The organism is Micromonospora zhanjiangensis (genome assembly GCF_042650605.1).
Lineage (GTDB): Bacteria > Actinomycetota > Actinomycetes > Mycobacteriales > Micromonosporaceae > Micromonospora_J > Micromonospora_J zhanjiangensis.
In genome coordinates this window covers 88,615-111,561 of the sequence record NZ_JBHSBN010000012.1, presented here as the reverse complement: position 1 = coordinate 111,561, position 22,947 = coordinate 88,615, and the positions used below count along the sequence as shown (strand labels likewise).

Annotated in this window: 19 protein-coding genes; 4 read left to right on the top strand and 15 right to left on the bottom strand. The window is 72.0% G+C overall.

The window, feature by feature from the left end; all coding sequences use genetic code 11:
- Nucleotides 1–355 precede the first annotated feature (355 nt).
- Together ACFOX0_RS18730 and ACFOX0_RS18725 are read left to right on the top strand one after the other, a co-directional pair.
- On the top strand, nucleotides 356–1,789 hold the full coding sequence (locus ACFOX0_RS18730; protein ID WP_377547574.1) for an extracellular solute-binding protein: 1,434 nt from the start codon (nucleotides 356–358) through the stop codon (nucleotides 1,787–1,789).
- A complete protein-coding gene (locus ACFOX0_RS18725) occupies nucleotides 1,786–3,804 on the top strand; it encodes an ABC transporter permease (protein WP_377547572.1) in 2,019 nt (672 codons plus the stop codon). The genes ACFOX0_RS18730 and ACFOX0_RS18725 overlap by 4 nt, the downstream gene beginning before the upstream one ends.
- A gap of 54 nt (nucleotides 3,805–3,858) precedes the next feature.
- Here ACFOX0_RS18725 and ACFOX0_RS18720 read toward each other — a convergent pair whose 3' ends face one another.
- The 11 genes from ACFOX0_RS18720 to ACFOX0_RS18670 form a co-directional block, all read right to left on the bottom strand.
- The gene (locus ACFOX0_RS18720) at nucleotides 3,859–5,652 is read right to left on the bottom strand and encodes a M14 family zinc carboxypeptidase (RefSeq protein ID WP_377547570.1); all 1,794 of its coding nucleotides are present in this window, start codon (nucleotides 5,650–5,652) and stop codon (nucleotides 3,859–3,861) included.
- A gap of 155 nt (nucleotides 5,653–5,807) precedes the next feature.
- The gene (gene metG, locus ACFOX0_RS18715; protein ID WP_377547568.1) at nucleotides 5,808–7,355 is read right to left on the bottom strand and encodes a methionine--tRNA ligase; all 1,548 of its coding nucleotides are present in this window, start codon (nucleotides 7,353–7,355) and stop codon (nucleotides 5,808–5,810) included.
- Between the two features lie 96 nt (nucleotides 7,356–7,451).
- Nucleotides 7,452–8,423, bottom strand: coding sequence for an ABC transporter substrate-binding protein (locus tag ACFOX0_RS18710; RefSeq protein ID WP_377547701.1), 972 nt, complete (start codon nucleotides 8,421–8,423; stop codon nucleotides 7,452–7,454).
- A 13-nt stretch (nucleotides 8,424–8,436) separates the two neighbouring features.
- Nucleotides 8,437–9,045 carry a GTP-binding protein gene (locus tag ACFOX0_RS18705; protein ID WP_377547566.1) on the bottom strand — a complete coding sequence of 203 codons (609 nt, stop codon included), beginning with the start codon at nucleotides 9,043–9,045 and terminating at the stop codon, nucleotides 8,437–8,439.
- A complete protein-coding gene (locus ACFOX0_RS18700; RefSeq protein WP_377547564.1) occupies nucleotides 9,029–9,469 on the bottom strand; it encodes a DUF742 domain-containing protein in 441 nt (146 codons plus the stop codon). Before ACFOX0_RS18700 ends, ACFOX0_RS18705 begins: the two co-directional genes overlap by 17 nt.
- Nucleotides 9,466–9,891, bottom strand: coding sequence for a roadblock/LC7 domain-containing protein (locus ACFOX0_RS18695; protein WP_377547562.1), 426 nt, complete (start codon nucleotides 9,889–9,891; stop codon nucleotides 9,466–9,468). The genes ACFOX0_RS18700 and ACFOX0_RS18695 overlap by 4 nt, the downstream gene beginning before the upstream one ends.
- A complete protein-coding gene (locus ACFOX0_RS18690) occupies nucleotides 9,888–12,284 on the bottom strand; it encodes a sensor histidine kinase (RefSeq protein WP_377547699.1) in 2,397 nt (798 codons plus the stop codon). The genes ACFOX0_RS18695 and ACFOX0_RS18690 overlap by 4 nt, the downstream gene beginning before the upstream one ends.
- Before the next feature lie 422 nt (nucleotides 12,285–12,706).
- Nucleotides 12,707–13,504, bottom strand: a complete 798-nt coding sequence (locus ACFOX0_RS18685) for an IclR family transcriptional regulator (protein ID WP_377547560.1) — start codon at nucleotides 13,502–13,504, stop codon at nucleotides 12,707–12,709.
- A 30-nt stretch (nucleotides 13,505–13,534) separates the two neighbouring features.
- Entirely contained in the window at nucleotides 13,535–14,488 is a 954-nt protein-coding gene (locus ACFOX0_RS18680) for a PDR/VanB family oxidoreductase (protein ID WP_377547557.1), read from the bottom strand.
- Nucleotides 14,485–14,703, bottom strand: a complete 219-nt coding sequence (locus ACFOX0_RS18675) for a hypothetical protein (RefSeq protein ID WP_377547555.1) — start codon at nucleotides 14,701–14,703, stop codon at nucleotides 14,485–14,487. Before ACFOX0_RS18675 ends, ACFOX0_RS18680 begins: the two co-directional genes overlap by 4 nt.
- Entirely contained in the window at nucleotides 14,700–15,743 is a 1,044-nt protein-coding gene (locus ACFOX0_RS18670; RefSeq protein ID WP_377547552.1) for a Rieske 2Fe-2S domain-containing protein, read from the bottom strand. The genes ACFOX0_RS18675 and ACFOX0_RS18670 overlap by 4 nt, the downstream gene beginning before the upstream one ends.
- A 364-nt stretch (nucleotides 15,744–16,107) precedes the next feature.
- On the opposite strand from ACFOX0_RS18670, the gene ACFOX0_RS18665 reads away from it, so the two are divergent.
- A complete protein-coding gene (locus ACFOX0_RS18665; protein WP_377547550.1) occupies nucleotides 16,108–17,121 on the top strand; it encodes a ParB/RepB/Spo0J family partition protein in 1,014 nt (337 codons plus the stop codon).
- Nucleotides 17,122–17,160: 39 nt separating this feature from the next.
- Nucleotides 17,161–19,107 (top strand): condensation domain-containing protein, encoded by a 1,947-nt coding sequence (locus ACFOX0_RS18660; protein ID WP_377547548.1) that lies wholly within the window; start codon nucleotides 17,161–17,163, stop codon nucleotides 19,105–19,107.
- Nucleotides 19,108–19,162: 55 nt separating this feature from the next.
- Here the strand turns inward: ACFOX0_RS18660 and ACFOX0_RS18655 are convergent, their stop codons facing one another.
- From ACFOX0_RS18655 to ACFOX0_RS18640, 4 genes are read right to left on the bottom strand one after another with little or no spacing between them, the layout of a single operon-like run.
- Nucleotides 19,163–20,338 carry a glycosyltransferase gene (locus ACFOX0_RS18655; protein ID WP_377547545.1) on the bottom strand — a complete coding sequence of 392 codons (1,176 nt, stop codon included), beginning with the start codon at nucleotides 20,336–20,338 and terminating at the stop codon, nucleotides 19,163–19,165.
- A 35-nt stretch (nucleotides 20,339–20,373) separates the two neighbouring features.
- Nucleotides 20,374–21,417: a beta-ketoacyl synthase N-terminal-like domain-containing protein gene (locus ACFOX0_RS18650; RefSeq protein ID WP_377547543.1), complete on the bottom strand. Its 1,044-nt coding sequence runs from the start codon at nucleotides 21,415–21,417 to the stop codon at nucleotides 20,374–20,376.
- Nucleotides 21,414–22,637: a beta-ketoacyl-[acyl-carrier-protein] synthase family protein gene (locus tag ACFOX0_RS18645; protein WP_377547541.1), complete on the bottom strand. Its 1,224-nt coding sequence runs from the start codon at nucleotides 22,635–22,637 to the stop codon at nucleotides 21,414–21,416. The genes ACFOX0_RS18650 and ACFOX0_RS18645 overlap by 4 nt, the downstream gene beginning before the upstream one ends.
- A 20-nt stretch (nucleotides 22,638–22,657) precedes the next feature.
- Complete coding sequence (locus ACFOX0_RS18640; protein WP_377547539.1) at nucleotides 22,658–22,918, bottom strand: acyl carrier protein; 261 nt, start codon at nucleotides 22,916–22,918, stop codon at nucleotides 22,658–22,660.
- Nucleotides 22,919–22,947 lie beyond the last annotated feature (29 nt).

Below are 22,947 nucleotides of genomic sequence, written 5' to 3'. Positions count from 1 at the left end.
CAAAGGCCCACACCACGGCCCCGAGCGCACGTGATTGATGCCCATAAATAGGACCTTTCCCCTGATTTCGTTTCGCCCCTAGGCGCAACTTTCTGGAATATGTAAAGTGAGCGCACCGCCGGGCCGGCCCGAGGTTCCGGACCGGCGGCGGTGCACGTCTCGGGGTACGTCGGGCGAACGGCCCGGCGCGCACCGAGGCGACTTTCCGATGACTGCGCGCGGCAGAGGCGGGCCACGATCACCCGATCGGCCGATCCGTCCTCGTACGCGGTTGGCAGGTGTAGACAGGGGCGGCGGCGGTCCTCCCGGCCCCTTCGGTGTCCAGCGGTGAGACGAGACGAAGGAGACGAATGCCATGGGGGACAAGCCGTTGTGGTCCCGACGCGGATTCCTGGGCCTGGGCGCCGGAGTGCTCGGCGCGGCCGGTCTGGCCGCGTGCGGGGACGCCACCCCGACGTCGCCGGCCCAGCCGCCGGCGGAGGTTCCGAAGGATCTGGTCGACGCCGCGGCGTCGATGAAGGGTGCCTCGATGGGGGTGCTGTCGCAGAAGTTGTACTCGCAGAGCGCGAACGCGGCGCTCGACGCCTCGATCAAGAAGTTCGCCGACGCCACCGGTACGAAGATCGAGAACAGCCTGGTCCAGGCCGACGCCGGTGACGTGGTGGCCAAGATCGACGCCGAGGTGAAGGGTGGCGTGGCGCGCGATCTGGCGTTCATGACCGACTCGCGGTTCGTCGCGCAGTTCCACGCGCTCGGTGACCTGGAGGACGTGACGGACACCGTCAAGGCACTGACCGCCAAGTACGGCGAGCCCACCGCGGAGTCCAAGAACTTCTGTGTCTTCGACGGCAAGTGGTTCGCCATCCCCTACCACTTCATCGGGATCGGGTCGTTCCTGCGCAAGGACTGGATGAAGGACAAGGGCATCTCCCCCAAGGACGTCTACAGCTGGGAGGAACTGCGGGACGTCTGCCTGGAGATCTCGGACCCGGCCAAGCGCCGGTTCGGCTGGGGCATGACCGTGAACCGGTCCGGTGACGCCAACGGCATGATCGAGGCACTGATCAACGCCTACGGCGGATCGATCGTCTCCAACGACGGCACGAAGGTCACCTTCAACTCCCCCGAGACGGTGCAGGCGGTGACCTTCCTGGGTGACATCTACACCAATCCCAAGTACAAGCCGATGCTGCCGCCGGGGGTGGCCGCCTGGACGGACTCCAGCAACAACGAGAACTGGCTCGCCGGGATCCTCGGCTACACCCGCAACCAGTTCAGCGTCTACGCGGACTCCAAGACCAAGAAGAACCCCGTCTACGGCAACACCCACGTCTTCACCGACTGCATCGGGCCGGCCACCGAGAAGCCCTTGCTGCTCGGCCAGTCCCAGGGCTTCGTCGTCTTCAAGGGTGCCAAGAACCCCGCGCTCGCCAAACTCCTGGCGCAGTACCTGGTCAGCGCGCCCGCGTTGGTCGGGGTGGCGAAGGAGGCGCCCGGCCTGGCGCTGCCCGCCTGGGAGAAGGTCTGGGACGCCGACCCGTACTTCACCGGCGGTGACCCGGCGTTCCCCGTCATGCGCAAGATCACCCAGCAGTCGCTGCCGCTGTCCACGAAGAACGGTCTGAACTTCCCGCAGAAGGCCAACGCGGGCCAGCAGGCCGCCGTCGGGGCCTACGTACTCACCGACATGATGCAGCAGGTCCTCCAGGGGACGGCACCCGCGCAGGCCGTGCAGGCCGCCCACGCGAAGATGGTGCAGATCTTCACCCAGCAGGGGCTGCCGCAGTGAGCTCGGTCGCGCCGGCGCCGGCCCCGGCGGCGGGGAAGTCCTCGCCGCCCGGGTCCGGCTCGCTCACCGCGACCCAGCGGCGGCTGGGTCGCGACTGGCGGCTGGCGGCCCTGTTCCTGGCGCCGACCGCGGTCCTGGTCGGCGTGCTCGTGCTCGTGCCGATCGCCCAGTCGATCGTCACCAGCACGACGGAACGGCACGGGCAACACAGCGTGTTCGTCGGCCTGGGCAACTACCTGGCCCTCGCCGGCGACGCCCAGTTTCGCGCGGGCGTGGTGAACTCGTTCGTCTTCACCGCGTACGCCGAGGTGTTCAAGGTGGTGCTGGGGCTGTCCGCGGCCCTGCTGCTGCACCACCGGCGCCGGGGGCGGGCCGTGCTGGCCGGGCTGCTGCTGTTGCCGTGGGTGGTGCCGACGGTGGTGACGGCGTTCAGCTGGCGCGCACTGCTCGACCCGATCTTCGGCAGCGTCAACGTCCTGCTCACCGAGTCGGGCATCGGACCACTGCTGGCCACGTTGCACCTGGTGGACAGTTGGCCGGCCGGCTGGCTGTCCGACGCGTCGCTGGCCATGCCGTCGGTGATCCTGGTCAACGTGTGGAAGGGCGTACCGTTCTTCACCGTCGCGTTCCTCGCCGGGCTGAAGGCCATCCCGATGGACCTGCACGAGGCGGCGACCGTGGACGGCGCGTCGTCGTGGCAGCGGTTCCTCCACGTGACGCTGCCCGGGCTGCGACATGTGATCACCGTGACGGTGACCCTGTCGTCGATCTGGACGTTCAACAACTTCGACCTCATCTGGTTGCTCACCCAGGGCGGTCCGGGCAACGCGACCGCGCCGTACGTGCTGGTCGCCTACTCGAAGGCGATCCTGCAACTGCAGTACGGCGCCGGGGCGGCGGTCACCCTCGTGATGCTGCCGGTCATCGGCGGGCTGGTGTTCGTCCTGGTCCGGTTGCTGCGCCCGGACGCCGGTACCGGGCCGCGCCGACGGGCCCGGACGGCACGGCGGGCGGCGACGGTGCGTAAGGCGCTGCCCTGGGTCGTCGCCGCGGTGGTCACCGGTCTGCTGGTCTGGGCGTCACCGCAGATCTTCTGGAAGGCGGCGGTGGTCCTCGGCGTGATCCTGCTGGTGGTGGCGGCGGTCGGTCGGGTGGTCTCGGCGTTGCACGCCTGGGGACGTCGCCGGGCGTCGTCGCTGGTGTCGGGCCTGGGCTCCGCCGCCGCGCTGGCCGGGCTGCTCGTCTTCGTCCTGTTCCCGCTGTACTGGATCGCCGTCACGGCCTTCAAGTCCGACGGGCAGATCATCGTCCGGGAACACGACCTGTGGCCGACGCCGTGGACCCTGCAGCAGTTCACCGACCTGTTCGCCACCAAACCGTTCGGCCGCTGGTACCTGAACACGGTGCTGGTGTCCGCCGCGTCCACCGCGGTGGCACTGGTCTGCGCCGCGCTGGCCGGCTACGCGCTGGCCCGGCTGCGGTTCCGCGGGGCGCAGGGCTTCACCGTCACGGTGCTGATCACCTACGTGATGCCGGGCGCGTTGCTGTTCATCCCGCTGTACCAGTTGCTCATCGGGGCGCGACTCACCGACTCGTTGTGGTCCCTGGTGGTGACCTACCCGACCTTCACCCTGCCGTTCGCCACCTGGCTGCTGACCGGGTACTTCTCGTCGATCCCCGTCGAGTTGGAGGAGGCCGCGCTGGTCGACGGCTGCACCCGGCTGCAGGCGTTCGGCCGGGTGGTGCTGCCGCTGGCCAAGCCGGGACTGCTGGCGGTCGCGCTGTTCACCCTGACGAACGCCTGGAACGAGTTCCTCTTCGCCTTCGTGTTCATCACGAAGGACGAGTACAAGACACTCCCCGTGGGCATGCAGTCGATGATCATCGGGGACGTCGTACCGCAGGGACAGCTCGCCGCGGCGTCACTGCTCGTCAGCATCCCCGTCGTGATCATGTACGCCTTCGGGCAGCGCTTCCTGACCGAAGGGCTCACCGCGGGCGCGGTGAAGGGCTGAGGGGTTGGGCCTTGTGAAATTCTGCCCGCCGGTCGAGCCGGCCCGGTTTCCCAGTCAGCCGGCCGGGCAGCCGCTCATGTCGACGGCCTTGGTCTCGCCGCGGCCGATCGTGACCCGGACCGACCGTTGGACCTCCCCCGCGGAGTTCCGGCACGACACCACCCAGCTCTCCTGCAGCAGGGTGGAGGTCTGCTGGCTCTGCCGCAGGGACGGCAGGACGTGCCACTCGAACCGGCCGCCGGCGGGCACCCGCATCGTGCTCTGGATGTGCAGGGCGGACGGCAGCACGACCGACCGCCCGTTGCGGTCGACGGGCGAGGAGTTGACCGTGACGTCCTTGCTGATGGTGAGTTCGATGCCCGGCGGGGCCGACCCGGTGAGGATGGAGTGGGTACGTGGATCGTTCGCGGCGTCCCAGGCGATGAGGAGCGCGTCGCGGATGCTCGACCCCGCGTAGTACCCGGTCCCGCGGTACTGGTCGATGACGTACTGGTAGCGGGGGTGGAATCGTTCGAGACCGTCGTGTCCCGGCGTCAGCTCCGGCGTGAAGCCGAGGGTGCCGTTCGCGTACAGGCCCTCCTGCTCCGCCACGCCGCTGGCGACGTAGTAGACGTCGGGCCAGGGACCGGTCGGCCAGCCGCCCAGGGCCGCGCCGAGTTGCCGGGCCAGGCCGTCGTAGAGGGCCACCTCGGCCGGTACGGGCTCCAGCGGCGACGCCGGGGCGCGCAGCAACCGGGCATCCGGCGTGTGGTTGTTCACCGCGACCACGACCTGGCGGCTGTTCAGCAGGTCGGTCAGGGCCGCGATCTCCGGCTCGGAGGTGGGGGCCGCGCCGTAGTGCGTCTCGGCGGTCGTGGACGCGCTCGAACCCGGGCCGCCCCAGAACGCCGCGTAGTTGCGGTTCAGGTCCACGCCGAGTTGCTGGCTGCTCGCGGCCGCGCACTGCTGCCGGGTCGGCACCCGACCGGCCGCGACCCGGCAGTTCTTGCGCTTCATCTCGTTGGTGAGGTCCCGGGAGAGCTGGTAGCCGCCCGGGTTCACCGCCGGCACGACGATCAACCGGGACGAGTCGACGAGCCCCTTGATGTGGCTGTCCGTGGCGTAGTTCTGCAGGACGTCCCGGGCGAACTCCATGGTGAATTCCAGCGTCGGCCACTCGCGGGCGTGATGCAGGCCGGTGGTCAGGAAGACCGGCTTGCCCGAGTCGGCGCGCACGTCGCTGCTGATCTCCATGCCCAGGATCGCGTGCCCCAGCAGCGACTTCCGGGAAAGCTCGAACACCTTTACCTTGTCCGGGTAGCCGCGCTCGAGTTCCCGCATCTCCTGTTCGGCCTCGTCCAGGGTCCGGTACGACACCCGGCCGCTGGGCAGGCCGGCGGCGAGCGTGCGGCTCGTGGGGTTCGCCCGCCGCGCCGCTTCCCGCCGCGCCTCGGTCACGCGGTCGGCCGCCATGGCGGCGAGTTGGTCCGTCGCGTCGGACACCTGCTCCACCTGCCAGTGTCCGCCGGCGAGTTGGGCGCGGTCGGCCGCGCCGCGCAGCAGCACCTCGGCGTGCGTGTCGGTCAGGTCGATCACATCGAGGCCGAGGTCCATCAGTTTCTGGCGTTCGGCCTTGGTGCCGGCCTTGACCTTCGCGATGGCCAGCCCGTTCCCGGCGGCGCCCGGCTTCGGATCGGGAGCCGCGGCCGCGGCCGTCGCCAGGCTGACGGACAGGGCGACAGCCGTGCCGAGGGCAGCCACCCGTCTCGGCCATCGGGAACCCGACGGGACGACGGCGGCCGGTCTCGGGTGGCGGGCGGAGGAGATGATCGGCTTCAACGGGCACTCCTGTCGTTCGAGCAGGCTCACCTGGGCGATGCGCCACCACAACGGACGGACGGCGGAAACTCCGCATGGAGGGAACCGCCGTGAGCGGTCACCCTAGGTGATGATCCGATTCGATGTGATTGCCGTCAATGCCGTGTCCAACCGACGATCGGAGCGCCGACGTCGGCCGGGTCACCTCACCGTTCGATGCGCGGGAAGATCGGGCCCGCCTTGACGACCGGGCGGCCGGCCAGCTCGGTCAGCGAATCCACGCTCCCCCGGCTGTCCTCGCCGACCGCGGCGAGCAACCGGCGGCTGCCCTCGGGAATGAACGGCCGCAGCAGGATCGCGATGTGCCGGACGGCGTCGAGGCCGCAGTACAGCACGGCGTCCAACGTCCGGGCGGCCTCCTCGTCGCCGGCGTCGGCGGCCTTGGCCAGCTGCCAGGGGGCGCGCTCGCCGACGTAGGCGTTGCTGCGCCGCACGAGCTCACCGATCCGGGCCAGGGCCTCCCGGTGGTCGAACCGGTCCATCGCGGCGACGCTGTCGCGGACGGTCTGGGCCGTGCGGGCCGCCAGGTCGGCCTCGAGGTCACCGGCGCCCGTCCGCGCGGGCACCACCGCGCCCCGGTAGCGCTCGACCATGGAGGTCAGCCGGCTCACCAGGTTGCCGACGCCGTTGGCGAGGTCGTTGTTGTAGCGTGCGACCAGGCGCTCCTCGGCGAAGTCGCCGTCGCCGAACGGGGAGAACTCGGCCAGCAGGTAGTAGCGGACGGCATCCTGCCCGTAGCCGGCGAGGAGTTCCTGTGGGTCGGTCGCGTTGCCCAGGGACTTGCTCAGCTTCTGGCCGGCGTTGGTGATGTACCCGTGGACCATGACGTCGGTGGGCAACGGCAGCCCGGCCGCGAGCAGCATGGCCGGCCAGTAGACGGCGTGGAACCGCAGCACACCCTTGCCCAGGACGTGGATACGGCGCTCGGCCCCCGCCCAGTACCGCGCGTAGCCCGGGTCGTCGTGGAGCCAGTCGAACGTGTTGACGTAGTTGGTGAGCGCGTCGATCCACACGTACATGACCTGGTCGGGGTCGCCGGGGACGGGAATGCCCCAGCCGTGGGCCCGGGTGGCCGACCGGGAGATGCTGATGTCAGCCAGGCCGCTGCGGATGAAACTGAGCGTCTCGTTGAGCCGGGTCTGCGGGTGCACCCGCAGCCGGCCCGACTCGAGAACCTCGGCCAGCTGATCGGCGTACCGCGAGAGGCGGAAGAAGTAGTTGCGCTCGCTCACCGGCTCCGGCTCGACGAGATGCTCGGGACACTTCCCGTCGACCAGATCGGACGGCTCGTAGAACTGCTCGCAGCCGACGCAGTAGAGGCCCGTGTAGTCCTTGGCGTAGATGTCGCCGTTGGCGTCGAGCCGGCGCCAGATCTCCGCCGCGCCGTCGAGGTGGTGCGGGTCGACGCTGGTGCGGATGAAGGAGGTCGTCACCACGCCGAGGGACGCCAGCAGGTCCTCGAAGTAGCTCACGTTCCGGTCGACCAGGGCCTGGGTCGTCACGCCGGCCTTCTCCGCGGCCAGGACGTTCTTCAGGCTGTTCTCGTCGGAGCCGGTGAGGAAGTAGACGTCCCGGCCGACCATCCCGAGGTGCCGGGCGATCGAATCCGCCTGGACATACTCGAAGGCGTGCCCGAGATGGGGCCGCGCGTTCACGTACGGGATGGTGGTGGAGACGAACGCGGTGGCTGGCATGACTCCTCTTCGGGCGGTCGACCGACGACGGAGTCGATGGTACTTCCCGTCGGGTTCCTCCCCGGCGACGCCGTCGGGCCCGGCACCCGCCCCGAATCAGCCGGTCGGCAGCCAGCCCTGCCAGACCTTGGGGTTCGCGTCCAACCACTTCTTCGCCGCCTCGTCGCGGGACATCTTGTCCACCCGGATGTAGCGGGCCACGGTGTTCTGGTCGGCGTTGGTCCAGCGGAAGTTCCTGATCAGTGTCGCGGCCGGGCTGCCGGACTCGGCGAACGCCCGGTTCGCGATCTTGTCGAGGTCGTACGGCTGGTAGTCGCAGGCCACCCGCTTCGGGTCCGCGTCGCAGCCGGGGGTGTAGGCGGGCAGTGAAACGTGCACCAGGTCGACCTCGGAGAGGAACCACTGCGGCGCGTAGAAGTACCCGATGACGGCATCGTGCCGCTTCTCGGCCCTGCGGAACGCCTCGATCAGCTTGTCCTCGCTGCCGGTGAAGCTGACCGTGTAGTTCAGTTTCAGGTTGCGGATCAGCGCCTGGTCGTTGGTGACGTAGGAGGGATCGCCACCGAGCAGCCGTCCCTTGCCGTCGGACCCCTCGGCCTGGAACAGGTGCGCGTAGTCGTTCAGCTTCCGCCAGTCGGTGATGTCCGGGTACTTCTTGGCCAGCCACGGCGGGACGTACCACCCGATGACGCCCTTGTTGCCGGTGATCCCGTGCTCCACCGCCACCCGTTCCGCGTCGATGTACCGCTTCTTCAGGTCGTCGTGTCCCCAGTTCTCCACGATCGCGTCGACCTCACCGGCGGCGAGCTGTTTCCAGGCGTCCTCCTCGCTGAGATCCTTCTCCACCACCGTGCAGTTCAGCCGGTTCCTGGCCAGGCTGCTGATGACGGCGACGTTCGCCTCGTACCCGATCCAGGGGTTGACCGCGAGGGTCAGCGTGCCGCACGGGGTCCTCGCGGGCGGACCGGGGGGCGCGACGCGCGGCTGGACCTCAACCGCGCAGCCCGTCAGCGCCAGTACCAGCACGCAGGCCAGGGCCGGCACCCTGCGCCAGCCTGATGTCCGCATCACGCCTGTCTCCTCATTCCGGTGATCCCGCCGCCCGTGGCTGGGTCGCTCGGGCGAGGTGGCGGGCGAGAACCACCTCGGTGAGGGCGACCAGCACCTGCTTGACCGACTCCCGGTCGCGGGCGTCGCACTCCACGATCAGCACGTCGTCGTCGACGCCCAGCGCCTCGCGGACCTCGGCGAGTTCGAACCGCCGGGTCGCGTCGAAGTTGTTGATCGCCAACAGGAACGGGATGTGGTGGTCCTCGAAGTAGTCGACGGCGGGGAAGCAGTCCTCGATCCGGCGGGTGTCGACCAGGACGACCGCTCCCAGGGCGCCGTCCACCAGGTCGTCCCAGAGAAACGCGAAACGGTCCTGGCCCGGCGTGCCGAACAAATACATCAGCAGGGACTCGTCGAGGCTGATCCGACCGAAGTCCAGGGCCACCGTGGTGGTGGTCTTCGCCGCGACGCCCGTGGTGTCGTCGACCCCCACCGACACCTCGGTGAGGTCGGCCTCGGTGACCAGCGGCTCGATCTCCGATATCGCCCCGACGAAGGTCGTCTTACCGACGCCGAATCCGCCGCTGACCACGACCTTCACCGCCGTGGGAGCGGGCCGCTGGCTAGAGAGCGCGGACACGGTCCCTGATCCTCTCGATCATGGCGATGGAGAACTCGCCCTGTTCCTCGCGACGCAGGTATCCCTCGGTGATCAGATCGGCGACGAGTACCCGAACCACCCCGAGCGGTACCCGCAACGCCACCGCCAGGTCGGCGACGCTGGTGGCGCGCTGACACAGCGTCACGATGTGCCGGGCCTCGAACCGCAGCGGCGCGGAGAGCGCCGACGGTGGGGCCGACAGCAGGGTCTCCACCCGCAGCCCGTCGTGCACCGGCCGGGTCCGCCCGCCGGTGAGCAGGAATGGACGGACCGCCGCCGTCGCCGCGGGGCCGGCCGGGCGCCGCGACGGCGGCTCCGGTTCCGGCGCGGCCGCCGGCGGCGGGGTGGGACTCCACGGTGGGATCATCCGCGGATCGGGCAACCGGGGCCCGCCGTCGCTCACCGCGGCAGGACCTTTCTCGACTCGGAGATCAAGGCCGGGGTCAGCAGTGCGCCGAAGCGCTCGGCGAGCAGGGAGATCTCGTAGCCGACCAGACCCAGGTCGCAGCCGCCCTCGGCCAGCACGCCGAGGCAGCTGCCGTCGCTGATCGCGGAGACCAGCAGGAAACCCCGCCTCATCTCGATCATGATCAACTTCAGCCCGTCGAAGTCGTACTTGCGCGAGGCCGTCCGGGCCAGGCTGGACATGCTGGAGACGATCGCCGCCAGTTGATCGGCGCCGGCCCGGTCCAGACCCGAGGAGGAGGCGATGAGCAGGCCGTCGGACGAGACGGCGACGGTGTCCCGTACCCCGTCGGTCTGCCGGACGAAGTTCGCCAGCAGCCAGTTCAACTGGTGCGGGTCGGTGTGCGGTTCAACCGTCACGTGCGCTCCCCTGATTCGGTCGTCGTGCCGGCATCCGGTCCGGCCACGGTCTCCGACCCCTCGTCCCGGCCGCGTCGCACCCCGGCGCGCAGCGCGGTCAGCCGGTCGCGGATGTCCGCGGGCGCGGCGTCGATCGTCGCGGGGCGGTGGTCGGTTTCCGGTACGGCCGCCGCCGGGGAGACCGCCGGGCTCGTCCGCCGCGCCCGGGGCAACCGCTTGCGCAACCCGTTGCTGGTTCGTTCCACCGCCGGCTCGGTGCTGGACGGCTGTCCGGTCGCCGGTCGGGCCGTGGACGGACCCATCGGGTACGCCCCGACCGGTGGGGCTGGCACGCTCACGTCGGTGGGGGTGACCGGGCCGCCCTCGATGACGAAACCGCCCGTACGCGGACTCCCGCCGGTCCGTGCGACCTCCTGAACCGGTCCCCCGGCGATCTCCCGGCGCGGTCCGAACGAGCCCACCACACCGGCCTCGGTCGCGTCCCGGCGCGGGCCGGCGGTGAGGGCGTTCGGCGGACCGCCGTCGGGATGCCCGGAGTCGTCCGGCCGGATCGCGTTCGGTGTGGACAGGACGGCGGACGGCAGCAGCACCCGGGCGGTCACCCCGGTGACCGGGGAGGGAGTCAGTTGGACCTCGAGCTTCAGCTCCCGGGCCAGTTGGCCCACCACCTGGTGGCCGAGGTAGCGGGTGGGCGCCGAGACGAAGTCGACCTCGCCGCGCAGCCGCCGGTTGGCCTCGGCCAGGTCCTCCGCGGACATGCCGATCCCCTGGTCGGTGATCGCGATCAGGTAGCCCTGGCCGGTCCGCCGGCCCTGGATCTCCACGTCCGCGTCCGGCGGCGAGAAGGTCAGCCCGTTCTCGATCAGCTCGGCGAGCACGTGGGCCACCGCGGTCACGCTGGCGCCGACCACCCAGGCGTCGTCGATGCGGCGCAGTTGTACCCGGCGGTACTCCTCTACCTCGGAGACGGCGGCCCGGATCACGTCGGCGATCCCCAGCGGGGCCAGCCACTGGCGCGGCCCCGCGGCACCCACCAGCACCAGCAGGCTCTCCGCGTTGCGGCGCATGCGGGTGGCGAGATGGTCCAGCTCGAAGAGGTTGGCGAGCCCGGTCGGGTCGGTCTCCTCCCGTTCCAGCTCGGTGATGAAGCCGAGCTGGCGCCGCAGCAGGTTCTGGTTGCGCCGGCCGAGGTTCGCCAGCGACTCGGTGGTGCTGCGACGCAGCATGGCCTGCTCGGTGGCGAGCCGGAAGGCGACCTCCTGCACCTGGTCGAGAGCGCGGGCGACGGACCGGACCTCGACGCTGGACCGGGCCGGGACGTGGACCGGTGGCGGCGCCTCGGGACTCTCCTGGTCATCACCGTCCTGCAACCGGTGCACGGCAACGGGCAGCCTGGTGGTGGCCAGGTCGTTCGCCTCCATGGCCAGGACCGCCAACGGACGGGTGATCGACCTGCCGGCCACCACCAGCAGGGCGACCGCGCCGGCGAGGAACGCGAGCACCAGGGAGACCAGCAGGACCAGGCGCCTGGTGGCCTCCGTCCGGAGTTCCTCGGCCCGGGCCTCGATCCCCGCGCCGACGTGCCGCTGGAGCTGACGCATGCCGTCCAGCACGGTGGTCAGGGCCGACCACCAGGACTGGGGGTTGACCTGCAGCCGTCGGCCGTCGGCCGAGTCGACAGCGACCTGCTCGAAGTAGGCGGCCTCCCGGGCCGCGCCGGTGTCCAGCACCCAGTCGCCGGCGGCCCGCTCGCCGGGGGTGGCCTGGGCGGCGAAGTCGTTCAGGGCCGTGTCCCGGGCCGCCCGCATCGCGGCGAACTGGGCGAACTCGCTGTCGGCGAACCCGCCGGCCGAGAACACCCCGTTGAGGAAGGCCCGCTGCTGGGCGGTGCCCTCCTTGACCCGGCTCAGCGCGTCCAGGGTGGCCGCCCGCCGTCGCAGCTCCCGGTCCGCGACGTCGCCGAGGCCGAAGTCGATGCGGTTCAGGCTCGCGATGCGCTCGGTGAAGAACAGGTACGTGGCGGCCCGACCGACGCCGCCGCTGTCGGTGCCGGACCGCAGCACGGCGAGTCCGTCGAGTTGCCGCAGCGGCCCGTCGAACCGGTCGGCCAGGTCGCCGGCCTCGGCGGCCATCCTGGCGAGCGCCTGCCGCCGTTCGTCCACCCGCTTCCGGACCGGACCGAGTTCGTCGCGGAAGCCGGTGTTGCCGCCGAGCAGACCCGCGCTCAGACCGCGTTCGGTCTGCAACTCCTCGGTCAGGTCCTGCACCGCGAGCGCGAGGGACACCGACTCGCCGGCCGCGGTCACGGCCCGGTAGTCGGACACCTCGATGACCGTGATGTAGCCGAGCAACAGCAGGACGGCCAGGACGGGCAGGGCGATGATGCCGATCAGCCGGTCCCGGATGGTGCCACCCCGAGCCGGCGGCGGCGCGGCGGTCGCGGGATCGGGCGGGTCCGTGACGGGGTCCGTCGACCGGTCGCGGGTCCGCGGCGGTGACGTCACCGCCCGCACCTCGCCGCGTCGGCCGGACGACGCGACGACGGTGGGACCGTGAGGTGCCCGACGACCCTTGTGGACATGTGGTCTCCAGTGACCGATGATCCCGTCTCCGCCGGTCGGAGCCCGGATCAGGCAAGTTGATCAGAGCAATATTCCGCCGGGGGTCCCGATCCGCAACCCACTGGACGGGTTGGACATGCCGTCGGGGTCAGGTTGTTATCTTGTCGTGACAAATTCGATCCGGATCGGCCGTGGCGTCGGTGGACCCGGCAGCCGTGGCCAGGCCCGGGACGGGCGACGGGCGGCCGGACGAGTTACCGCGTCCCGCCGCGGGGCGGTGACGGCGTCCACCCCGGTGGTTGCCGGGGTGGACTGCCCAGTGCCCGGGAGAGGACCCGGCCCGCGGCCTGGACCAGCGGAGCCAGCACCACCGGGTCCGCCCGGTCGTGGGCGACCACCAGTGAGATCGCCGCCAGCACACCCTCCGACGCCCGGATCGGCGCGGCCACCGAGAGGGCGTCCATGGTGACCTGGCGGTCGCTGACCGCGTACCCGACCCGCCGCACGTCGGCGAGGCAGCGGCGCAGCCGGGCCGGGTCGGTGATGGTGAGGTCGGTGTACCGCTCCAGCGGCGCGGCCAACACCTCCTCCTGCACCTCGACCGGCGCGTGGGCGAGCAGGACCAGCCCCACGCCGGTGGCGTGCATCGCGAACCGGCCACCCACCCGGGTGAGTACGGGCACCGCGTCCCGCCCGGTGATCCGTTCGATGAAGACGAGTTCGAGACCCTGCCGGACGGCGAGCTGGACGTTCTCGTGGGTCACCTCGTACAGGTCCTCCATCACCGGAAGGGCCAGTTCCCGCAGCCCCAGGCCCCTCGGAGCGAGCGAACCCACCTCCCACAGCCGCAGGCCCACCCGGTACCGCCCGTCGTCGCCGCGCTCCAGCGCCCCCCACTCGACCAGTTCCGCGGCCCGCCGGTACACGGTGGACAACGGCAGCTCGGCGCGGCGGGCCAGCTCGCTCAGGGTCAACGCCGGGCTGGTCGGGCTGAACGCGTCGAGCAGCGCCAGCACCTTGCTCGTCACCGACCGCCCCGGTTGCCCACGCACCCCGCCATCATCCCGCCCGCGCCGGTCCGATCACAGCTCCAGCACCAGCCGCGGGGTACGGGCCCGGGAGACACAGATCATCATGACGTCCCCGGCGGCCCGCTCCTGCTCGGTGAGCAGGGCGTCCCGATGCTCCGGCACACCGGCGAGCACCGTCGTCTCGCAGGTGCCGCAGGTGCCCTCCCGGCAGGATGAGAGGACCCGCACGCCGGCCTCCTCCACCGCCCGCAGGATCGGCGTACCCGGCGGCACGGTCACCGTCCGTCCGGAGACCGCGAGCTCGACCTCGATCGCCGCCTCCGGCCCGCCGGTGTCGCGCCGCGGGGTGAAGCGCTCGACGTGCAGGCGGCCGGGCGGCCAGCCACGACAGTGCCGCTCCACCGCGTCGACGAGCGACTCCGGTCCGCAGCAGTAGACGAGACCGGCGCCGGGCCGGCCGAGTAGTCCGGCCAGGTCGAGCAACCCGTCCCGGTCCTGCGGGTGCAGGCTGACCCGGTCGCCGTACGTCTCCCGCAGGGTGGCCGCGAAGGCCATGGTGGCGCGGCTGCGTCCCCCGTACACCAGCCGCCACTGCGCACCCGCGGCGTCGGCGGCGGCGACCATCGGCCTGATCGGGGTGATGCCGATGCCACCGGCGACGAAGAGGTACCGCCGTGCCGGAACCAGCGGGAAGGTGTTGCGCGGTCCGCGTACCCGGACCGTGGCGCCGACGGTGAGCCGCTCGTGGACCAGCCGGGAGCCGCCGCGCCCGTCCGGTTCGCGCTGTACCGCGACGCACAGGGCGGATCGGTCCGCCGGATCGCCGCAGAGGGAGTACTGGCGTACCAGTCCGGCCTCCAACTCCAGGTCGACGTGCGCGCCCGGCTCCCACTCGGGCAGGTCACCGCCGTCGGGACGGCCCAGGCTGATCGCGACGACCTGCGCCGCCACCCGCTCCCGACGCGTGACCACCAGGTCCACGCCGGTCAGGTCGTCCCCGGTCACACCCGCACCGCCGCCGGCCTCGACGGCCCGGACGCCGGCACAGCGGCGGCCCGGTGGTCCCGCGGATGGGCGAGCAACCAGTCCCACAACTCGACCGGCTCCTCGGCGACGCGTTCGGCACCGCAGTGGCAGGTCCCGCGCAGGGTGTCCGTGCCCGGTATCCACTGGATCCGGTAGACCCGGTCCCCGGTGAGCACGTCGGCTCGGGAACTCACCGCGGCACTCCCACCGTCCCCGACCCGACCATCCGGGCCAGCAGCCGCCGGGCGGCCAGGCCACCGGTGTCGATGTTGATGCTCAGTTCCTGGCGGTCCGCCGGCTCGGCCGCGATCACCCGCTCCAGGATGTCGAGCGCCGTCACGTCCTGCGTGACCACGGTCCGGTTGCTGTTGTAGAGGTACTCGCCGACCGACTCGTCGTCGATCGCGAAGTCGCGGGCCACGGCCCAGAAGTTGTAGGTGGTGTGCGCGGTCGACGGGGTGATGGCGTACACGATCTCGGCGTGGAAGGCCTCGCTGTCCGCGCCCTCGGCGGGCGGGAGGACGCCCCGCGGCGCGATCCGGCTGTGCAGGAGGTAGAGGCACGGCGGGTGGTACTCGATGTCCTGCCAGCGGGTGATCCGGCCCTGGATCCCGGTGGAGCGCGCGTAGAACGGCGGGCACTCGGCGTCGTCCATGTGCCGACTGACGTAGACGATGCCCCGCTCCTCGTCCACCTCGGTGGTGATCGGGGTGCTCGCCACCTCCGGCGTGCCGATGTAGCCGCCGTGCAGATAGGTCTCGTGGGACAGGTCCATCAGGTTGTCCACCAGCAGCTCGTACCGCGCGTTCAGGGGAGCCATGTCGCGGACCACCGCGTACCGCGGGTCGGCCAGCCAGGGCGCGCGGGGAATCGCGGCCGGGTCGGCCCGGTCCCGGTCGCCGATCCAGACCCAGACGAAGGAGTCCTGTTCCACCACCGGGTACGAGGCGACCCGCGCGGTGCGCGGGATGCGCTGTTGACCCGGTACGAAGACGCACGCGCCGGTCGGGTCGTAGGTGAAGCCGTGGTAACCGCAGACAATCGTGTCGCCGTCGAGCCGGCTCTCCGACAGCGGGTAGCGCCGATGGACGCACCGGTCGGCGAGCGCCACCGCCTCCCCGGCACCGGTGCGGTACAGCACCAGCGGCTCGCCGAGCACCGTGCGGGCGAGCAGGTCCCGGCCGACCTCGCTGTCGTAGGCCGCCACATACCACTGGTCACGCGCGAACGCCATGTCACCGCACCTTCCTGGATGAATGTCGTCGGGGCCGCATCATCCCGCGCGACGTCCATGGTCGGGACGGCTGCTTTCACTGGATGAAAGCCCGAACGACTCTCGCTGCCGGGGACGTCGGTGACGGTGTCCGGTGCCGTCCGGTGGGTTCCGATGCCGGCGCCGACGTCAGCCGGTGTCGAAGACGGCACTGTCCGGAGGCGTCCGGCTTCGCGGACTTCCCGGTTCCGGCAACCAGATATTGGTCTTGGTCTTTCGGTTGATCGGTCCGCCGGACCCGGTGGACGGCGGGTGACGTGGCGCCACCACGGCGTCGGCCGGTCGCGGTGAATCGATTCGTCGGCTTCGTGAACTGGGGTGCGGCATGGGAGAGGTGGACGGCAGTGACGGGTCGGGCACGGTGCCGGCGCTCCCCCGCGAGCTACCCGTCCTGACCGCGCCGGACGATCCCCGGCAGCAGGCCCGTCCGGTCCGGGTCCCGCTGGACCGACTCGCGCCGGCCGACTCCCCCCGGCTCGACGGCGCGGACCCCGCGTACGTCCGGGTCCTGGCGGAGCTGGACGGTGACCTACCGCCGATCCTCGTGCACCGGACGGCCATGCGGGTCGTCGACGGCATGCACCGCCTGCACGCTGCCGTGCTGCGCGGCCGGCGGACGATCGACGTGCGATTCTTCGACGGCACGGAGGAACAGGCGTTCGTCGAATCCGTCCGCGCGAACGCGGGGCACGGTCTGCCACTGTCCCTGGCCGACCGCACCGCGGCGGCGCGCCGCATCATCACCTCGTTCGGCTCGTGGTCCGACCGCACCATCGCGGAGATCACCGGCCTGGCACCGGGGACCGTCGGCGCCATCCGCCGGTCGCTCACCACCGTGCCGCAGCCCTCGGCCCGGATCGGCCGCGACGGCCGGGCGCGTCCGGTGGACGGCGACCGGGGCCGCCGGATCGCGGCCGAGATAATCCGGCGCGATCCGCGGACGTCGCTGCGCGAGACCGCACGCCGGGCGGGCATCTCCCCGGCCACGGTCCGCGACGTACGGGCCCGGCTCGACCGCGGCGAGGACCCCACCCTGGGGGTACGGCGGCCGGCCGCGGTGGACGGCCAGGTGACGCGGACGATGCGACGGGTCGGCGCGAACATCGACGACCTGCTGCACAGCCTGCAGCAGGATCCGTCGTTGCGCTTCACCGACTCGGGCCGGCAGTTCCTGCGCTGGCTCAGCCTGCGGGTGGTCAACGCGCCGGAGTGGCACCAGGTGCCGACGGCCCTGCCACCGCACTGCACGTACTCCGTGGCCCGGTTGGCCCGCCAGTGCTCCGAGGGCTGGCTCGCCTTCGCCGAGCTGCTGGAGCGGGAGGCCAAGGGCACGGCCTGACCGGCGAGACCGCACGACCAGACACCAGGAGGTGCCGGATTGTCCACGGCTGACGGTGCCGCTGCCACGTACCCGCTGAGCTGGGGGCAGGCCTGGCCCTGGCTCGACCAGTACCGGTTCCCCGACCGCCGCACCTTCGACCCGGTCGGCTTCCGGGTCGGGCTCGCCGAGCCCGGCGTGCCGCTGGGGACCGCGACGGACGCGCTGCACCGGCTCTGCGACCGGCACGAATCCCTGCGTACCCGCTACCTCGTGGCCGCCGACGGCGAGCCGTTCCAGCGGATCGGCGATCCGGCGCTGGAGTACGAGATGGTCCGGCTGCCGGCGGACGCGGACCCGGCGGCGCGGGAACGGTGTGTGGCGGAGATCGTCGGCGCCGGGTACCCGCCGTTCGACGTGACCCGGTCCTGCGGGCGGGCGATTCTCGTCGCCCGCGGGGACCGCGTGCTCGACGTGCTCGTCCTGCTCGACCACGTCGCCGCGGACGTGTGGGGCGGGGACGTGCTCCGCCGCGACCTCGCCGTGCTGCTCGACCCCGCGCCGGTCGCCGCCGACGACCGGTACGGACAGCCGCGTGAACTCGCGGCGGAGCAGTCGACCGAGGCGGGGGCGCGGCGCAACCGGGCGGGTCTGGCGTACTGGCGCCGGCAGATGGCCGCCATCCCGCACACGCTGTTCCCGGAGATCAGCGAGGGACGCGACACCGGCCGGCACAGCGTGCACGTCGCCCGGCTGCGGTCACCCGCCGCCGCCCTGGCCCTCGACCAGCTGGCCGAGCGGTACCGGGTCCCCGCGTCGGCGGTCCTGCTCGGCGCGTACGCGGCCGTCATGTCCGCCACCACCGGGTTCCGGACGATCGGGGTGTCGACGGTGGTCAACAACCGGTTCAGTGCCCGCCGCCGGAACACGGTGACCTCCACCGTGCTGCCCGCGCTGGCCAGCGTGGAGGTCGACTGGGCGGACACGGTGGGGTCGTTGCTGCGCCAGGCGGCCGGCGCCCAACTGACGGCCACCCAGCGTGCCGAGTGCGACAACACCGAGACGCTGCTGGAGGGGATCCGGGTGCAGCACCAACGCGGCACCAGCAGCGACCTCATCCCCCAGTTCAACTTCGTGGTGGGCGACCAGCCGAGCGCCGCGCCGGGCGGGCGACCACCGTGCGACGCCGCGACGCTGGCCCGGGCGCTGGCGGACACCCGGCTGACCGAGGCGGAGGAACCCTGGCAGAACTGGATCCGGCTCAGCGCGCAGTACGGCCCCGACCTCGGGGAGGTGACCCTGCACGTGCCCAGCCGGGTCCGGGACCGGGCCACCACCTCCGCCCTGCTCCGGCACCTGGAGAGTCTGCTGGTCCAGCAGGCCGGCAGCACGCGGGAACTCGTCCTGCGCACCGTGCCGCCGTTCGCCGGGCGCAGCCGACCGCCGCTGGCCGAGGGCTGGGCGTGGGTCGACGGCTGCCGGATCAGACCCGCGGCGGTACGGGACCTGATCGCCACCCATCCCGACGTGAGCCGGTGCGCGGTGCGACTGGTCACCGAGGCGGGTCGGGCCACGATGCACGCCGACGTGCTGGCCCGCACCGCCGACCTGGACGCCGTCGCGCTGCACCGCTGGCTGATGGCGCGCCTCGACTCGTGCCCGGCCGCGATCACCCCCCGCGGCTACGCGGTGACCACGGATCCGGCGGCGTTCGGGCGGACCGGTACGGCTGCCGACGGTCGCGGTGCGCCGGCCCGTCCCCGGCCGCCCCGGACCGACGGCGAGCGGGCGCTGCTGGCCGCGGTCCGTACCCACGCGGCGCCGCGGGCCCTGCTGGAGGACCCGTACGCGCTCACCGGCGGACGGCTGGACCGGGTACCGGCGGTGCTGCGCCGGCTCGCCGAGCAGGGGTGGCACGGCCTGCACCTGGAGGACTTCCTCAACCTCCGCCCGCTCGCCGACCTGGCGACCGTCCTGCACCCGGTCGACGTACCGGCGAGGGCCTGACCCGCGCGGCCGCCGGCACCCGGTGCCCGGCCGGGGCCGGCGCGGCGGCGGGTCGTCAGCGGCGTACGGCGGTGAACCGGCGCAGGCTGCCGGCGACCAGGGGGATCAGGCGCTGGGGCGTGTAGGCGTCGTTGAGCAGGTCGAAGCCGGCCTTGGTCAGGTTCTCCCGGAGGGTGTGGTCCGCGGTGACCCGGCTGACCGCGTCGGTCATCTCGGCCGCCGTCTCCGCCCGCAGGTAGTGCACGCCGTCCTCGGCGTCGATGCCCTCGATGCCCTTGGCGGTGGAGACCACCGGGCAGCCGGCCGCGAAGGCTTCGAGGATCTTCAACCGGCTGCCGCCGCCGAGGGTCAGCGGGACGGCGAGCAGCGAGTCCGGCCACAGGTGATCGATCGTGACCGGGTCGGCCAGCAGCCGCACCGCCGCCGGGAGCCGCCGCCGCAGCAGCGACGCGGGCGGTCCGAAGCCGGCGAGCACGATCGGCAACGGGGTCGCGGAGCGGGCCAGCATCGGGGCCAGCTCGTCGATCAGGAACTCGGCCGCGAGGTAGTTGGGGAACCAGCCGAACCGGCCGAGGTAGACGATTTGCTCCACGCCGGAGTGCTGCGGCCGGGCCGCCGGTGACGTCACCGCGTTCGGCACGACCGTGACGTTGTCGATCGGGAAGTCGTGCAGCGCGGACAGGGCCGCCGCGTCCAGCCGGGTGCAGGTCCACAGGTGGTCCACGAAGCTGAGCGCGGCGGCCTCGACCCGGCGCAGGGCCACCCCGTCGTCGAGTCCGAAGGTCTCGGCGTCCGGACGGGACCGCAGCACCGACCAGATCTCGCCGGCGAGCTGCGAATCGGCGTTCACCAGGTCGAGCACGGCGGCCGCCCCGGTCGTCTCCTTCGCCACGTGCAGGTAGCGCCACATCTCCAGTCCGGTGGCCACCACGATGTCCGGCCGGACCCGTTCGGCCACCTCGCGCACCCGCTGCCCGGCCACGGAACAGTAGGCGTTGTGGAACGCGGCGTCCTGGCCGATACCCGCCGCCGCCGCCGGCTCGGCCGGCGCCGCGTGCGCGCAGTCCTCCTCGTCGACGCAGCGCACCCGGTGCGTGGTGGTGATCGCGCAGCGGTGCAGTGCCTCGTCGACCGCGGCGGTCCGCAGCGCGTTGCCACCGACCCGCATCAGCTCGCTGCCGTTGGTGAGGTACAGGACGACCGGCCTGTCGCCGGTGCTTGTCGATTCCATCGCGGTCGGGTCCTTTCTGGAGGGGACAGGGTCGGTCAGGCCATCCGCAGCAGCGCGCATCCGACCCGTCCCTCGGCATCGGTCGCGGTGACCGCCGCGACCCGGCCGGCCAGCGCCGGGTCGGTCAGCAGCTGGACGATCTGGAACGCCGCCGCCACCGCGTCGGTGTCCCCCAGCGCGTCGTGGACGCTCGACACCACGGGAACCTCGCCGAGGACGGCCTTGATCGCGAGCTGTTCCTCGTCGCCGCGCGCGTCCACCGCCGGCGACGGAACCACCGCGCTGATCCGCTCCGCCGGCACGCCCGTGCGGGTCAGCGCCCGGGACAGGCAGGCCGCGAGAGCGGCCCGGACCGCGCCGTCGCGCGGCGCGAAGCCGAACTCCACCGTCAGCAACTCGGCGAGCACCGGCCGTTCGGGAACGACCCGATCGGCGGATTCGACCAGGAAGACGACGCAGCCCTCGCCCGGTGGCCGCCGTGGCCCGGGCGCCGCCCGAGCCGCCGCGTACGCCGACCGGGCCTCGCTGTCCTCCTCCACCGCCCCGCAGAGCATCGCGCGGGCGCGTCCGCGCCGCAGCAGCCGGCCGGCGTAGCGCAGGGCCAGCAGCGACCCGACGTGGGAACCGCAGATCGTGGAGTTCGGCCCGCGCAGCCGGTGCCAGATGGCGCACTGGCCGGCGTGCACGTTCATCAGCGTCACCGGCAGCTGCGCCGGGTCCACGTCGTACGGGCGGGCCCCGGTCCAGCTGTCCCGGTTGAAGTCGACGATCGTCCGCACGTTGTCGCTGGTGGCCAGCACCAGGCCGAGATCGTCGTCCGGGTAGCCCGCGCGCCGCTGCTGGTCCAGGGCGAACCGGGTCAGCAACCGTCCCGAGGTGGCGACCGCGAGGCCACTGGCCCGGCACATCGAACGGGTCCCCTTGGTGCCGAGCACCCGCCGTACCTCGAAGTCGGGCACCCGGCGGGGAGCGTCGTCCCGGCGCACGGCGAATGCCGCGGCGCGGGTGTGCGCGTCGGCGCCGTGACCCAGGGGCGAGTGGGTCTCCCAGCCCGTGATGACCGCGCGCGCCGCGGTCACGAGTACGCCCCGAGCAGCAGGACGGCGTTGTTCCCGCCGAAGGCCAGGGCGTTGTTCTGCACCCGACGCAGCCGCGCCGGTCGCGCCCGGTTCGGTACGCAGTCGATGTCGATCTCCGGGTCCGGGTGCCGATGGTTGATCGTCGGCGGGATGAAGCCCTCGGTGAGCGCCAGCGCGCAGGCGATCGCGGCCAGCGCGCTCGCGGCGCCCATGGCGTGACCCAACATCGACTTGACCGAGACCGTCGGCGGGAGCCGGTCGCCGAAGACCTGGCGGATGGCGGCCACCTCGGTCAGGTCGTTGGTCCTCGTCCCGGTGCCGTGGGCGGAGATGAAGTCGACGTCGTCCGGCGCGACACCCGCGTCGGCGTGCGCGCGGGCGATGCAGTTGGCCACGCCGTCCCGGTCCGGCGACACGGCGTGGTGCGAGTCGCAGCTCAGCCCGTACCCGAGCACCTCGGCGTAGATCCGGGCGCCGCGCGCCCGGGCGGCGTCGAGGTGCTCCAGGACGAGCATCCCGCTCCCCTCGCCGATGAGGACGCCCTGCCGGTCCCGGTCGAAGGGAGCGCACTCGGCGGGTGCGAGGGTGCCGAGCCGGTGGAATCCGACGAAGTTGGTGCGGACCATGGCGTCCACCCCGCCGCAGAGCGCCAGCTCCGCGTCGCCGTCGGCGATCGCGTCGTAGCCGTAGCCGATCGCGTAGTTGCCGGCGGCACACGCGGTCGGCACCGTGACCGCCTCGACCTCCGTCAGGTCGAACTCCCGCGCGATGTCCGCGGACAGGCGCCCGGATCGGGCCCGCCGGGCGGCACCCGGGTCGAGGTCCGTCGTGCCGGTGGTCAGCTGGTGCCGCAGCGCCAGCTCCACCTCCCTGGTCTCGCCGCTGGTCGTGCCGACCGCGACGATCGCCGGCCGGGCGCGCAGGTACGCCGGGGCGAGCCGCGCGTCGGCGAGGGCCAGTCGGGCGCCGGCGACGGCGAGTTGGCTGGCCCGGCCCAGTTCACCGGGATCGAGCCGGTCGATCCACGCCGCCGGGTCGAAGTCCGGCACCTCGCACCCGTTCCGGTGCTCGAATCCCTCGGTGTCGAACGCCCGGACCGGTCCCACGCCGGACCGGCCCGCGCGTACCGCCCGGGCGAACTCGTCCGCCCCGGTGCCGATGCTGCTGATGACACCGAGGCCGGTGATCACCACGCGCCGGCGCGTCGACTCGGCCGACATGGCCAGCTCCCTCCGTCCCGCTACCGGTTCGCCAGGGTCTCGGCGACCACGGCGTAGGTGCTGGACAGGTCGGTCATCCTGGGCAGCAGGGACTGGTCGATCGTGATGCCGAGCCGGCGCTCCAGAGCGGCGAGGATCTCGATGCGCTGCAACGAGTCGGCGTAGTGGTCCTGTTCGAAGCTGCTGGTCCAGGTGATCTCGTCGGGTTCGATCTCCAGGATGTCGGCGACGGCATCCCGGATGCCGTCGCGCAACGACGTGTCAATGTCTGCGATGGACATGGCCACCTCCGTGTCGGCTGTCAGTCGGT

What these genes read in the sequence shown, in the direction of transcription:
- ACFOX0_RS18730 (WP_377547574.1), top strand. Translation starts at nt 356, where the DNA reads ATGGGGGACAAGCCGTTGTGGTCCCGACGCGGATTCCTGGGCCTGGGC.
- metG (WP_377547568.1), bottom strand. Translation starts at nt 7,355, where the DNA reads ATGCCAGCCACCGCGTTCGTCTCCACCACCATCCCGTACGTGAACGCG.
- ACFOX0_RS18710 (WP_377547701.1), bottom strand. Translation starts at nt 8,423, where the DNA reads ATGCGGACATCAGGCTGGCGCAGGGTGCCGGCCCTGGCCTGCGTGCTG.
- ACFOX0_RS18670 (WP_377547552.1), bottom strand. Translation starts at nt 15,743, where the DNA reads ATGGCGTTCGCGCGTGACCAGTGGTATGTGGCGGCCTACGACAGCGAG.
- ACFOX0_RS18665 (WP_377547550.1), top strand. Translation starts at nt 16,108, where the DNA reads ATGGGAGAGGTGGACGGCAGTGACGGGTCGGGCACGGTGCCGGCGCTC.
- ACFOX0_RS18655 (WP_377547545.1), bottom strand. Translation starts at nt 20,338, where the DNA reads ATGGAATCGACAAGCACCGGCGACAGGCCGGTCGTCCTGTACCTCACC.
- ACFOX0_RS18645 (WP_377547541.1), bottom strand. Translation starts at nt 22,637, where the DNA reads ATGTCGGCCGAGTCGACGCGCCGGCGCGTGGTGATCACCGGCCTCGGT.
- ACFOX0_RS18640 (WP_377547539.1), bottom strand. Translation starts at nt 22,918, where the DNA reads ATGTCCATCGCAGACATTGACACGTCGTTGCGCGACGGCATCCGGGAT.